This is a genomic window from Salinimonas iocasae, assembly GCF_006228385.1.
Lineage (GTDB): Bacteria > Pseudomonadota > Gammaproteobacteria > Enterobacterales > Alteromonadaceae > Alteromonas > Alteromonas iocasae.
The window spans coordinates 338662-353376 of the sequence record NZ_CP039852.1 but is presented as its reverse complement, the minus strand read 5'-3'; the positions used below and the strand labels follow the sequence as shown (position 1 = coordinate 353376).

9 protein-coding genes are annotated in these 14715 nt (G+C 48.7%); 4 read left to right on the top strand and 5 right to left on the bottom strand.

Annotated elements, in window-relative coordinates; genetic code table 11:
* Positions 1-12: 12 nt before the first annotated feature.
* From acnA to FBQ74_RS01460, 3 genes are all read right to left on the bottom strand, one after another.
* A complete protein-coding gene (gene acnA / locus FBQ74_RS01470; protein ID WP_139754984.1) occupies positions 13-2733 on the bottom strand; it encodes an aconitate hydratase AcnA in 2721 nt (906 codons plus the stop codon).
* Between the two features lie 418 nt (positions 2734-3151).
* Positions 3152-5530 (bottom strand): carbohydrate binding family 9 domain-containing protein, encoded by a 2379-nt coding sequence (locus FBQ74_RS01465; RefSeq protein WP_168190586.1) that lies wholly within the window; start codon positions 5528-5530, stop codon positions 3152-3154.
* A gap of 198 nt (positions 5531-5728) precedes the next feature.
* On the bottom strand, positions 5729-8002 hold the full coding sequence (locus FBQ74_RS01460) for a TonB-dependent receptor (RefSeq protein ID WP_205912275.1): 2274 nt from the start codon (positions 8000-8002) through the stop codon (positions 5729-5731).
* Between the two features lie 191 nt (positions 8003-8193).
* Here FBQ74_RS01460 and FBQ74_RS01455 point away from each other — a divergent pair, with 191 nt between their 5' ends.
* Positions 8194-8877 (top strand): haloacid dehalogenase type II, encoded by a 684-nt coding sequence (locus tag FBQ74_RS01455; protein ID WP_139754982.1) that lies wholly within the window; start codon positions 8194-8196, stop codon positions 8875-8877.
* 19 nt (positions 8878-8896) lie between these two features.
* On the opposite strand, the gene FBQ74_RS01450 is transcribed toward FBQ74_RS01455, so the two are convergent.
* Complete coding sequence (locus FBQ74_RS01450; protein WP_139754981.1) at positions 8897-9985, bottom strand: Gfo/Idh/MocA family protein; 1089 nt, start codon at positions 9983-9985, stop codon at positions 8897-8899.
* A gap of 242 nt (positions 9986-10227) precedes the next feature.
* Here FBQ74_RS01450 and FBQ74_RS01445 point away from each other — a divergent pair, with 242 nt between their 5' ends.
* From FBQ74_RS01445 to FBQ74_RS01435, 3 genes are all read left to right on the top strand, one after another.
* The gene (locus tag FBQ74_RS01445; protein WP_139754980.1) at positions 10228-11847 is read left to right on the top strand and encodes a methyl-accepting chemotaxis protein; all 1620 of its coding nucleotides are present in this window, start codon (positions 10228-10230) and stop codon (positions 11845-11847) included.
* Between the two features lie 219 nt (positions 11848-12066).
* A complete protein-coding gene (locus FBQ74_RS01440; RefSeq protein ID WP_139754979.1) occupies positions 12067-13188 on the top strand; it encodes a porin in 1122 nt (373 codons plus the stop codon).
* A 17-nt stretch (positions 13189-13205) separates the two neighbouring features.
* Positions 13206-13595: a phosphate ABC transporter substrate-binding protein gene (locus FBQ74_RS01435; RefSeq protein WP_139754978.1), complete on the top strand. Its 390-nt coding sequence runs from the start codon at positions 13206-13208 to the stop codon at positions 13593-13595.
* 46 nt (positions 13596-13641) lie between these two features.
* On the opposite strand, the gene FBQ74_RS01430 is transcribed toward FBQ74_RS01435, so the two are convergent.
* Positions 13642-14637: an aldo/keto reductase gene (locus FBQ74_RS01430; protein ID WP_205912274.1), complete on the bottom strand. Its 996-nt coding sequence runs from the start codon at positions 14635-14637 to the stop codon at positions 13642-13644.
* Positions 14638-14715 lie beyond the last annotated feature (78 nt).

Below are 14715 nucleotides of genomic sequence, written 5' to 3'. Positions count from 1 at the left end.
AAAAATAAAAGGTTATGCACCCTTTTTCAGGTATTCACGGATAACGTAGTGCAGAATGCCGCCGTGTTCGAAATAGGTAAACTCGTTAGCAGTATCGATACGAACATCCGCCATAAACTCTGTTGCTTCACCAGAGTCGCTCATCATTGTAACCTGTACTTCTTTGGTGTCACGAGACACTTCAGAAATAGAGAACGTCTCATCGCCACGGATTCCAATAGAGCTTGCACTATCGCCGTCTTTAAACTGCAGTGGCAAGATTCCCATACCGATAAGATTCGAACGGTGAATACGTTCATAGCTTTCAGCAATAACAGCTTTTACGCCCAGCAGTGCCGGACCTTTGGCAGCCCAATCCCGGCTGGAGCCGGTACCGTATTCCTTACCGCCAATAACAATCGCAGGTACTTTCTGCTCACGGTATTTCATTGCCGCATCGAAAATTGACGTTTCTTCGCCACTCGGATAATGCGTTGTAGCACTACCCGTTGTGCCTGGAGCCAGCTGATTCTTCAATCTGACATTGGCAAATGTGCCGCGCATCATTACTTCATGATTACCGCGACGCGAGCCATAAGAGTTAAAGTCTTTTGGCTCAACACCATTCTCCTGCAAATATTTACCTGCAGGACTGTCAGGCGCGATAGCGCCAGCCGGTGAAATGTGGTCGGTAGTGATTGAATCCCCTACTTTTACCAGGCAGCGTGCGTCCTGTATTGCACTAAGCGCCTCTGGCTCATTGCCCATATCCTGGAAGAATGGAGGATGTTTGATGTAGGTAGAATCTGGCCAGTTGTAAACTGATGTCGACGAGACATCGAGTTCGTTCCAGATATCATTACCTTTAAATACATCAGCATATTTTTGCTTGAACAGTTCGCCTGAAACAAACTCTTTGACCATTGACTGAATTTCTTCATTGTCTGGCCAGATATCTTTAAGATAAACAGGCTTGCCATCTTTGCTCTTAGCAATAGGCTCTTTGGTAATATCAATCTTCATATTACCTGCCAGTGCATAGGCAACTACCAGCGGTGGTGAAGCCAGGTAGTTTGCAGCAACGTCCGGGTGAATACGCCCTTCAAAGTTACGGTTACCTGAAAGTACCGATGTTACAGTCAGCTTCGCCTCGCGCACCGCTTTACCAATTTCTTCAGGCAGTGGACCTGAGTTACCGATACAGGTTGTACACCCATAGCCTACAAGGTTAAAGCCAAGCTGACGCAGTGGTTCCATCAAGCCGGCATCTTCGAGATATTGCGTGACAACCTGAGAGCCCGGTGCCAGTGAAGTTTTGACCCACGGTTTACTGACCAGTCCCAACTCAACAGCCTTTTTCGCTACCAAACCTGCCCCGATGAGCACTGATGGATTAGAGGTGTTGGTACAGCTGGTAATCGCCGCGATGACGATCGCCCCGTCTTTCAGGTTAAACTTACTGCCGTTGAAATCAACGTAAGACTCTTCTTCTTCATCGACTTCGGCCATATCGCCGCCTTCAGCCACAAATTTTGCATCTTCCTCGTCTACCACTTCTACATCAATTTGCTGGCTATGCCATTCTTTAAACGCATTAGCCGCATTATCAAGCGGGATACGGTCTTGTGGGCGTTTTGGTCCTGCCAGTGAAGGCACTACTTCGCCAAGATCCAGCTCAAGGGTCTCATGATACTGCGCATCTTTAGTGTGGTCATCGTGCCACAGTGAAGCGCTCTTCGCGTACTCTTCTACCAGCTGAATTTGCTGGTCATCACGACCGGTCAGCGCAAGGTATTCAAGTGCTACTTTATCAATAGGGAAAATACCGCATGTCGCACCGTACTCAGGCGCCATGTTGGATATAGTCGCACGGTCAGCAGTGGTCAGGTGCTTAAGACCCGGACCGTAGAATTCAACGAATTTACCCACCACTCCGTGGTTACGTAGTTGCTCTGTTATGGTCAGAACCATATCTGTAGCAGTCACACCGGCCGGCAGCTCACCGGTCAGGCGGAAACCGACTACCCGTGGAGCCAGCATAGTCACCGGCTGACCCAGCATTGCAGCTTCGGCTTCAATGCCGCCTACGCCCCACCCTAGAATGCCCAGACCGTTAATCATTGTCGTATGAGAATCGGTGCCGACAAGCGTGTCGGGATAGACCATCGTTTCACCGTCCTGCTCTTTGGTGAACGCGCAGCGTGCCAGATATTCCAGGTTTACCTGGTGAACAATACCGCGACCCGGCGGCACAACTTTGAAGTTGTCAAATGAGCTTTGGCCCCATTTCAGAAACTGATAACGCTCTTTGTTGCGTTCAATTTCCACATCTGTATTTTTTTCGTAAGAATCTTCTTCGCCGAAATAATCGACCATAACAGAGTGGTCGATAACCAGCTCAACAGGATTCAATGGGTTGATGGCCTGCGCATCGCCCCCCAGTGTATTCACGGCATCTCGCATCGCTGCTAAATCAACGATGGCCGGAACACCGGTAAAGTCCTGCAGAATAACCCGCGCAGGGACAAATGAAATCTCGTGCTGACTCTCATCCTGAGTGTCCCACTTAGCGATTGTTTCGATATCTTCACTGTCGACGAAGTCTTCGCCTTCATGGCGAATTAAGTTTTCCAACAGAATTTTGATACAAAAAGGCAGGCGGGATAAATCATACTGCTCGCTGATTTTGTCAAAGCTAATCGACTTGTACGACTTATCGTTGACGTTAACCTCTGCAAATGATTGATATTTCACGCGTTCACCATCCTATAGTTGCTGTCCGTTATTCGGGGTGCGATATACCCGGAACAGACAATTTGCGGTTGATTGTAGTGCCTTGATACGCAAAAAAGCCGACAAAAAGTTCATCGTTTAAGGGAAACTTGAAGCAGAAAAAGCACGCGCGGAAGTACAAGACCGCTGGCAAGTGAAGGATTAACTGACATTTTCGCAGCCAGTGATAGCAAATGAGTACAGCGTACGACTGGCTGGGGGCAGGTTTTGCAATAGCCCTAACGCCCCCTTGTCCTCATTGCGCGGTGATATCAGTTTGATAGAGGTGTGTCGGTAAGACCCGCGCTATCTTGCACCAATCGCAGACAGGCAGCGCCGGTTCGTAAAAGGAATGAGCGCTAGCGTACTGATCAGACTGCGTCATTGACTGTTGTCTGTTTTAGCGAAGCCATGCATAGCTAAACTTCATAAACACTGAACGCTCACGTTCGCGCAACGAAGAAAGCTGGCCCTGCTCTACCGCACCAGATGCCACGCCAACAAAAAATTTAGTTAGCGGATTTAGCTTATATGAATAAAGCAATTGCCCGCTGAGACTGCGGCTACGGTTATCCACATCAAATGTGTAGTTGCTCTGGTTTCTGTGCACATTAGAATAAGCCATAATCAGTCTTAGATACTGCCGGGCATTGAACTGATACGTCATTCGCACATCCGTCAGGCGCGCGGTAAATAATGGATCGCCTTCAACATCCAAATCGCTATAGGTATGGCGAAGCCGAATCTGGGTATGGCGACCGATATTGGTGTCCACCTGAGATTCAGTGTAGATCTGCTCCCCCAGACGATTATTGGCAAAGTCCACCTGGTCACCTGCCCTGACAAATGTGCTGACAAACAGATAGGGGCTGGGGCGGCTCTCTACATACATGCTGTACGATTTCTCTGCGAACATATCAGTATTGCCTTCTACACTCAGCACTGAAGGGTCGAAGCGCAGCCCGACTCTGTCACGTTGCAGATGGCCAATTTCAAAAAATGACTGCATGGTGCCGCGGATGCTGGCATATACCTCTACCTCGCGCTCCAGCAATTCTCCTGCATCATTGTGTGTTATATCCCAGTCACCGTTGATGCGAATACGGTTCCACCAGCCGGTATCATTCCACCACATGTAACCACCGCCCAGTAACGAGCGGTGAAAATCTACTTTGGTTTCAAAACCAAGATCGGCGCGAAAGTCATCGTCATTGGCATAATGATCAGCCCGGAAGTACCAGTCCTCCTGTTCGTGCAAATAATTTACACGCCAGGATTGTCCGCCAAAATTATCCGGATATCGTGTACGCAGGACGGTTTCATTGCTGTCCTCGCTGTTAAGACACGCGTTGCCACAAAAATCCTGGAACAACGTAAACGGGTATTGGGTATCCGAGTACACCCATTGCGCCTGCAGTGTATCCTGCCCGGTCAGCCGGTATTTCATATCTACGCCACTGACATAGTTATGATAGTCGTCTGCATCCCGTAAGGTTGAGACAAACCCGACTGAAAAATCAGGGCTGTAATCATAGCGATAGCGCAGCGCCGCATTGATTGAATCTGTGTCCAGCGTTGCCACGCTGGAGCTTAAATTACCCGGTACAATAAACCGGGTCGAGGTATCGTCGGCCAGAAACACGCCAAAGGTATGCGCATCTACCTGGCCGGTCACCTTGGCGCCATAATCCGGCGCGTTGATATTACGGGTGTAAACCAGTGTTTGATTGGTAGAGAAATAACCGGCATTTTCGACAAAGAAAGGCCGCCGCTCATCGTAATACAGAGAAAACGTGTTGTTTATGCTGACCTGAGCAACATCAGACTCAACTTGTGAAAAGTCCGGATTCAGCGTGGCCTGCAAAGATACTTGCGGAGTAATTCCCCATTTCACGTCCAGCCCTGCTTCAGTGGTGGTCTCGTCCTGCCAGGGCGAATCTGTATACACATCGCGCTGTTCGCTCTGACCTAACACCAGGGTAGGTACCAATGCCAGATTGTTACCCTGGGATGCCTGGTCAAAACCGGCCACATCGCCCATCTGACATAGCGTACAGGCGTTATCGCGGTCAAAAGGAAGGTTAGACAAACGCAGACGGTCTTCACGGGGATAGAATCGTACAAACTCGGCGCCCCATACCTTTTTATCTTTCGCTTCATTAAAATTCATAACCCGCAACGGAATCGCGGCTTCAACCACATACCCGGACTCGGTGATACGACCGGAAGATTGCCATATTGCATTCCAGCTATCTGTTTCAGAGCCTGTCATCTCGTTTTCGATGGCATCAGCCTGCACCCCGAACGGGTTGATAAAAAACTGATACGCCAGTCGCTCATTGTTGAAGGTGTCGAGTTTTATACCGACCAGGTCGTTACTCCAAATCTGGTCGCGGTCGCGGTAAAACGCGCTAATTGCGGATGGGTCGGGATCCTCGGCAATAAACCCGACATACAGGGTTTCGCCGTCTTCAAAAACGTAAACCGTTGTTTTAACCGGTGATGCGGTGTTGTTAAACGGCTGCGTGACAAAGTCTAATGTCACTTTGGTGGCATCTTCCCACTGCGGCTCATCAAGCGCTGCATCCACACTGACCGCCCCTGTGAGGTTAGGAATAAATACCTCACTGTCGGCCGCTGTAGCAAACGGTACCGTTTGAGGCTTTTGCGGCTGGTCGGTATTGATATTATCCTGCGTGGCCTGGGAATCAGGCTCTGCATCATCAGCCGGTGTGGTCGAGGCGAACCCTGAAAAAGACCACAGGATCAGTAACATCATTACCCCAAGCCGAACTGAATAAATGTAAGTGTGCATTGTTATTTTCTTGTTATTTTTTTGCAAATTATGCCAGAAAGAAACTATCGCCCGGTGCTAACACGATGAGTGACCACGATGATGCGATAAGGCCATCCCTTAGGTTTTGTCTGCGCACAAAAAAGGGAGCAACCGCTCCCTTTTTCTCACGCTGACCGTTACTTAGTAGAGGTCAAAGCTCTTTGTGTAACGAAGACCAAATTCGCTGCGATCGTTACTTCTGACGATACCAACGTAACCATTTTGTGCCAGACGGCCCTGGTCATACACTTCGTTAAATACGTTTTTACCGTATAGGCTCAGTGACCAGTCACCGGCAGCAGGCTCATAACTCACGTTAAAGCCAACCAGCTCACGCGCATCGATGGTTTCATACGGGTTATAAACCGACTGTCCCTGCATTTCATCACGGAATGAGAAATCAACACTGGCAGTAACCAGCGCGCCGTCATTCATCTCATGATAATAAGTCGGAGCGATCATCACTGTCCATCGAGGTGACAGTGCCGGAGCGTCGCCTTCACCAATACCAATTACACCTTCGTCCAGGCTGGTAATTTCGGCATCCAGGAAACCTACTGTAGAACGCACAACAAAATCGTCAGTTACATCAACAGTCAGTTCCAGCTCAACACCCTGAGAGCGGGATTCACCGGCGTTTTCAACGATAGTCACGAAACCACCGCCCGCCTGAGGGTCAGAGAATGGCAGCGCCAAATCGGTATAATCGGTCAGGAAGAACGCTGACATAAAGGTCACGCGGTCGCCCACTGCGCCTTTAAAACCAACCTCATAGTTGATAGCCGTTGTTTCATCAAACGATACAAATTGCGCAGCGCCACCAAATGGCCGCGGCGGGAAGCCGCCGGTTTGATAACCTTTTTGAACCGCAAGATACATATTCAAGTCATCAGTCAGGGTGTAGCCCGCATTCACATCCCAGGTGACTTCGCTGAAATCTGCTTCACGGTATGCGCGCTCACCAAATGAAGGGAACAATGCATCTGCTTCTTTTTCGTCGCTAGAGTAACGCAGACCACCGCCAACGTTTAGCTTGTCAGTCAGGCTGTAAGAAACGTTAGTGTAAGCAGCGTATGCAGTGGTTTTCTGGTTGATATCGAAATAGCCGTAACCGCCACAGAAGCCACATACCTCAGTGACCGGCGTACCATCGTTCAAACGGCCGTTAGGAACATTAAACGGGCTGAACGTCCATGGGCCTGACGCTGTAGTACCTTCCTCGGTGAAGTAATACAGGCCAGAGACAAAATCGAACTGCTCAAACGCACCGTTGAGTTGTAATTCCAGTGAAGTCTGGTCAGCGTCACCGGTTTCCGGGAATTCAGAAAGATTCAGCGGGGATGCATCATCATCCAGGCCACCTTCATAGTCAGATGCGCGCTGACTGGCGATAAATTTAACATCAAGATTATCAGTTGCACGCCACTCTGCTGTCAGCGCCGCGCCCCAGCCTGAGTAAGAGGTAGACTCAATGCCGGCAACGGTGGTGCCAAGGTCATCAGGGTCATTAGGAATAAGCGACGGGTCAAGCAGATAGAATTCACCGTCATCGATAGAAAACTCAGTCGGGCCACCTGGGATAAATTCGATGGTATAAGGTGACTGACCCGCTTCGTTCTCTACAAAGTCAGCAGATACTGTGACCGAGAAATCATTACTGAAAACATATTTAGCCGCCAGACGACCGCTGTACTCATTCTCTTCACCAATTTCACGCTCTGGATCTTCCAGGTTTACTGCTGTACCCACGCCGTCACGCTGTTTAAATGACGCCGTACCCGACATGCTAAACGCATCAGTGATATCTTTATTTACGTACAGGTCTGTAGCCAGACGACCGCGCGTACCGACTTTCGCCGCAACAGTAGCAAGGTCCTGAGAACCCGGCGCTTTGGTGATGATATTTACCGCGCCACCTAAGGTGTTACGGCCATATAGTGTGCCCTGAGGACCACGCAAAACTTCAACACGCTGAATGTTTGGCAGCGACATATTGGCACCCATCTGACGGCCAAGATATACGCCATCCAGGTAAACACCAACGCCCGGATCAGTAGTAATAATGTGATCCTGCAGACCGATACCGCGAATAAATACCGCAGCATGACCGCTGTTACCTGCACCATAACGGCTGATATTCAGGTTTGGAACGTATTTACCAACATCGTCAAGATTAGTGACATTGGTATCGTCAATTAATCCTTCGCCAATAGATGATACGGCTGTAGGCGTTTCATAAATGCTTTCAGTACGCTTACGCGCAGTAACCATGATTTTTTCAACATCTTCGTCATTGGCCTGCTCAGCATCCTGAGCATATGAGACAGAAGGTACCATGGCAGCAGTGACAGCAAGGGTCACAGCAGATAAACGCGCAGGGTGAAAGGTTCGCATCATAAGCGAATAAATTGACATGCTATTCTCCGTCTGGGTGAGTGCTTTTTATTTACTTTGTATAGGGCTTATACAGATGTGCGCTCGGCACGCAGATCGGGCGGCGAGTATACATGAATATTTATATTTATGAAGAATTATTGTCAGCTTTATGAAACTTATCTTAATAAACGGCCTGCTCATCGTGCTATTTTCAATAATCAGGAGTCTTAATGTCATCACTTTCACATCGCCCTACTACCCTGTTTTTCGATGTAAACGAAACGCTGCTTGACTTGAAGCCGCTGAAATCCGCTATTGCTGACGTGCTCGGTGGGAACGACGATTTGGTTCCCGTGTGGTTCGCCCAGCTCCTGCATCACTCACTGGTTGATAGCGCTACAGGGCAATATCACGATTTTGGTGAAATTGGTGCCGCCGCACTTGTTATGGTTGCGCACAGTAACGGTAAGACACTTACCATGGAGCAGGCACGCGAGACGCTCAGTGTTCCAATGTCTCAGTTGCCAGCCCATGATGATGTTAAAGAAGGGCTGAAACGGCTCAAGGCTGCGGGTTACACGCTGGTGGCGTTTTCCAATTCAGCTGAAGCGGGACTGCATAAGCAATTACGTCAGGCAGGCATCATAAGCCTGTTCGACACTGTTTTGAGCGTTTCTACGCTCAAACGTTACAAGCCACACCCTGAAATTTACCAATGGGCTGTAGAAACCATGGGTACAGATACCCATGTGAGCATGATGGTAGCCGCCCACGGCTGGGATGTCAGCGGTGCCAAAGCCGCAGGTATGCAAACCGCATTTATAGACAGGCCCGGTAAGATGCCATACCCACTGGGCCTGGCGCATGATTTACAGGTAGCCGATATCAACGCGCTGGCAGACGCGCTGGAATAAATTACTCTACGTTTACCTGTCAGCCGACAGGTACTGACTTACCGGTATCGGCGGCTTTAAAAATCGCGTTTACTAATTTGATGTCGGCTAAGCCCTCAGCACCGGTTACCAACGCCGGGCCGGTACCTAAAATGGCCTGTGCGTCGTTGTCCATTTGCAGCGTTTGCTGCATTTTGTCTATCGGCGCCAACCGTTTGCCGTCACTGGTTTTACCGGTCACGCCAGAATAACGCTGCATGGGTTTTAGCTCATACCAGCCATTCTCACACTGTGTTTTCAGATGGTTGAATCCTTTCACCACACTGGTGCCACAGTCTGCTGTTACGCCCTCGCCAAAGTCCATGGTGAAAAATGTGGTTTCGTCCACTTCCCTGAAGATATCCGGGTGTGACTTTTCATGACGGCCGGTCACTGATAGCGGTTCTTTGCCTGTCATAAAGCGCGCCCCGTTGATTGCGTACACACCCATATCGTAAAGCGCACCGCCGCCCATTTCCTTTTGCATGCGCCAGTTATCGGCGGGCCGACCGTTGCCTGCATATCCGGCATAGCTGCTTAAGCCTGTAATCGGCCCATAGGGCAGGCTATCCCGGTAATCGCCGAATGTGCGGGTATTGGGTTCGTGTTGCATCCTGTAACCAATGGCCAGCTTAACGCCGTTTTTATCGCAGGCATCAATAATTTCCTGACATTCCTGTTCATCCATGGCCATAGGCTTTTCACACCAGACATGTTTTCCGGTATTCGCTGCCTGCACAGAGAAACGCTTATGTGTGCCGGTAGGTGTCACTACATAAATAATGTCAATGTCATCGTTATTGGCGATATTATTCATTGAATCGTAAGAATATACGATGGCGTCTTTGATGCCATACTTTTTCTGCCAGCGTGGTATTTTTTCAGGGCTTCCGGTAATTATCCCGCGCAATTCACAATACTGGGTATCCTGAAGCGCCGGCGCCAGTAAATTGGTGCTGTAATTTCCCAGTCCGAGCAGCGCAACCCCAAGCTTTTTCTGCGGGGTGGGCAGTGACCAGGCGGGTGCAGCGGCGACAAGAAGTCCACTGGCAGTCAATTTAATAAACTGACGACGATCAAGAATAGTCATGGGCATCTCTTAGTTGAATAAACGCGCAGATCTTTGTGTACGCCCCCTCCGGTTTGATTGATCATGCATTTGATCGCAGATCATTTATTATTAAATTAACCTAAAGTTCCATTCCGCTTTATACGATAAAGTGAATAAGATATTAAAAAGCACTTTCGCTTTGCACTTTGCGCATACCTTGACTATCACTATTAGTCCCTAGTACGCAGGTTTGCAGTATCACGGATGTAAAGGATGTAAGAATGAAGTTCCTTCTGAATTTATCAGTAGCAAAAAAGATTTTTCTGATCCCGATAATTGGCGCAGCCAGTTTTCTGATCTTTGTGGTGATCAACAGTTACATTTCAAACCAGAATGCGCAGCAGCTGGCTGTAGCGAAAAGTGTGGACTTTCCTGCTCTACAACTGAGTTCTGAAGCTTTGGTGTCGATGGAAAAGGTCAGAGATACGCTGGCTGGTGCTGTAACCACCGGTGATACTGAAGCACTTTCACAGGCACAGGAGTCGGCGCAAAATACCAAGCAAAGCCTGACCCAAATTGAGAATATTGACCCGGATTTATCGGCAGAGGTGAATGAAATTCTGACTGAGTTTGACGCCTATTACGAGCAGGCCAGTGGTATTACGCGATCCATGCTTGAGGGCACCGCTGACTTTTCTACCCTGAGCGATCAGCTTGAGCAGATGAACCAGCGTTATGACACCGTTACTACGCACCTGAACAGTTTTAAGCAGCGTCGTGATGAGGCCTTCGATACAGCTTTTGAAGATTATGCTGACGCCCAACAGTTCCTTTTGCTGCTGGGCATTATTATGGGCCTGGTCACCACGATTATCCTGTTTGCAACAGCGTGGCCTATTGTGTCCGAAATTCGTGGCAACCTTAACCGCGTCGTCCACTCCCTGCGCAATATTGCAGAAGAAAACGGTGATTTAACGGTGCGTATAGAGTCCAACTCTAAAGATGAAGTGGGCGAACTGGTAACGTATTTTAATCGCTTTATGGAGCGATTACAGAATCTGGTAAAAGATATTGTCGATACCACGCTGCCATTATCCTCACTGGCCCAAAACTTAAATACGCTGACTAGCGATACTAATCGCACTATCGAAAATCAGCAGGAGTCTGCAACAGAAGCAAAATCGGCAGTCGAGCAGATGAATCAGTCTGTCTATCTGGTGGCAACGAATGCTGCTGAGGCATCAACAGCAGCCAATGAGGCCGCCGATGCTGCCAAAGAAGGTAAACGTGTTGTTGGCAATACGGTAAACAGTATTCAGAGCCTGGCCGATAATGTGGCTGAGACAGCAGAAGTAATTCAAAAGCTGGAAAGTGATTCGAATCAGGTTGGTGTGGTACTTGATGTGATCAAGGGTATCGCCGAGCAAACAAACCTGCTGGCCTTAAACGCGGCAATCGAAGCAGCCCGTGCTGGCGAGCAGGGGCGCGGCTTTGCGGTGGTTGCCGATGAGGTACGCACACTGGCCTCCCGCACACAGCAATCTACTGAGGAAATTCAGAATACGATTGAGCGGTTGCAGGGCGCGGCACAGTCTGCGGTTAACGTAATGAACAAAGGCAATGAAAAAGCCAGGGAAAGCGTTGATACCGCCAACCTTGCTGGTCAAAGCCTTGATTCTATCACCCAGACCATTGACCAGATCAGTCAGATGAATGCGCAGATTGCCGATTCAACAGAGTCGCAGCAGGCCACCTCACGCAATATCGTTGGCAGTGTCGATGCCATCTTCCAGCGCACTGAAGAAACCAGCCAGAACTCACACCAGCTTGCATCAGCCAGTACACAGCTTGCCGACCTTGCAACCAAACTGGAATCCATCGCCAGACAGTTCAGAGTTTAAACAGTACTGTCTGTGATGAAAGCCCCGGTAAACCACCGGGGCTTTTTTTGTTTCTGTTTTTTAACTAAACCTTTTTTTGTATCTCGTAATACCGACCACTTGGGTATTATTTTCCATACTCTATTATGGTTTGCGCTATCAATATTACACCTTTGGTTTATATATTATCTGCGCGATTCACCTACCCTATAACCTGATTCTAATCACTGTGGATATACAATGAAATTTAAGTCTCTTTCATGCCTTCCTTTAGGCCTTGCGCTTTCGTTTAGTGCGAGTGCGGATATTCAATTCAGCGGCTTCGGAACGCTTACTGCCGGGATGTTAACCGACAGCGATACAGAGGTGCGTAATTTTACTGATACCGATCCGGATTTCAGCACCGGCTCTTTTTTCGCCTTACAGGCTTACTCTGATTTAGGCGATGGGCTTAGCGCGACTGCACAAATTCGAGCGCAGGGTGAAGATGACTGGGACCCTGAGTTTACCTGGGCATATCTGTCATATCAGGTTGAAGATAACTGGCGGGTTCAGGTGGGTCGCCAGCGTATTCCTATCTATCTGTATTCTGATTATCTGGATGTATCTTATGCCTACCACTGGATTGCGCCGCCGACAGAAGTGTACCAGTCGGTATTTGACAGCCTGGACGGTGTGGGTTCTATCCATGACTTTGCGGTAGGTGATGCGCAGGTTAATGTACGTTTTTACTATGGACAGGAAAACACAACACGCGCTGACGGCGTTGAGTTTGACGTAGATAACATTTTCAGTGCAGTAGCCAGTGTTAACTATGGCTGGTGGACGTTCCGTTCAACCTATGTTGAATTTGAGTTCTCGGCAGATCTTGGTCTAGGTCAGCTGGCCGGCGCATGGAGACAAACACCGTTTGCGTATGTCGGCGATGATTTGCAAATTAACGAAGATGACGTAACCGGTCTGGAATTCGGTGTAATTTACGATGACCAGGATTGGCTGTTTGTTGCAGAATACATTCCAAGTGATTTAGAAGGCACGATTGTTGGCGATCTGGACCCGTGGATGGTGTCACTGGGCAAAAGGTTTGGCACGGTCATGCCGCACATTACCTATGGGCGTAATAAATCTACATCAGTTGATTTATCCGGCGTTCCCCGCGGACTTGATCCACAGTTAGACGGCCTGATTGCGATTACTGAAGATGTGACAGAGTTCCGTCGTCGTAACTCACCGTTTGTTACAGTTGGCGCGCGCTGGGATTTCCACGACTCGGCAGCATTTAAAGCTGAGTATACGCAGTCAGAGCAAGCGGATGGCAGCGACGCTGGTTTGTTCCAGGTAGCCCTGGTTACTGTTTTTTAAGGGTAAAAGTGATGAGAATGAATATAATTAAAAAACACGCTTTGGCTATTGCAGCACTTCTTCTGGCTATTCCTGCGCACGCTGAAATTGCGGTTATCGTTAACAATGGTGGTGCATCATTAAGTCAGGACGAAGTCAGTCAGGTTTTTCTGGGCAAAAATAAGTCTATGACGCCGGTTATGGCTGAGGGCAGCGCATCTGATGAGTTCATCGAGAAAGTGTTGTCTCGCTCACCCAGCCAGTTCAAAGCTTACTGGGCTAAGCTGGCATTTACCGGTGGCGGCCGTCCGCCTCAGACAAGCAGCGCATCTGATGTAGTCAGCAAAGTGGCTTCGGATGCCAAAACCATTGGCGTGGTTGATGCTGGTGCGGTGACCGGCGACGTTAAGGTTTTATTTAAGCTGTAACGCTATCGTTGGATGAGAAAAAGGAGCCTTCAGGCTCCTTTTTTGTTCAGATTTCTCCGCGAACGTGCGGCTTAACCTCATCCTGATAAAATGCATCCAGTTTTTTATGAAGCGCATCAGGCAAAGGCTCAAGTCCGGCTGCATGAACATTTTGCGAGACCTGGTCTGGTTTACTCGCCCCGGCGATAACACTTGTCACTGCCGAATGATCAAGGCACCAGCGCAGTGCTAGCTGAACCATCGACAACGCATCTGGCTTATAGTTGTCATTGATTTTTGAAACCAGCTCAACACCTTTTTCCAACGTCAGGCCGCTGAACGTTTCGCCTACATTGAATGCATCACCGTCTTTATTGAAATTTCTATGATCACCATCCTCAAAGGTAGAGTCTGCGGAAAACTTACCCGTGAGCAGGCCGCTGGCCAGGGGTAACCGGGCGATAATTCCCACGTCATTTTCCAACGCACTGTCGAATAGCGAACGGGTTGCTTCCTGACGCAATAGATTGAAAATTATCTGCAGGGAAACAACATTGCTGTGCTTAATACAAAAATCAGCTTCTTCAATTGTCTCTACACTCGCACCGAAGGATTTAATTTGACCTTCTGCCTGCAGCTCTTCCAGCCAGTCGAAGATGTCACGTTTTTTCAGTACGTCAAAAGGTACACAGTGCAGTTGCAGTAAATCAATGGTGTCGCGTTCCAACCGGTCCTGTGATCGCAGTACAGAATCACGCAGATTATTAAAATTGTAGTTGTCAGGATACGTGCCCTGCCCGCGCCCATATTTAGTCGCAATAACCACATCATCCCGCTGGCTGATATAACGGCCCAGCAGGCGTTCACTTTGTCCGGCACCATACACATCGGCAGTATCGAAAAAGCGAATGCCTTCTTCTATCGCGCGCATCAGTATTTTGTGCGCAGTCTCATCACTGATCTCACCAAAATCACCGCCCAGTTGCCAGCAGCCCAGCCCTATACTGCTAAGTTGCAGTTCAGCTTTTTTCAGTTGCCGAGACTCCAGCATATCTCCTGACATTAATATTACCTTTTCAACATTTTATCTGAAGAACTTATACGACCGCCGTAAAGAATAAGATTTTGAAAGACAAAGCAA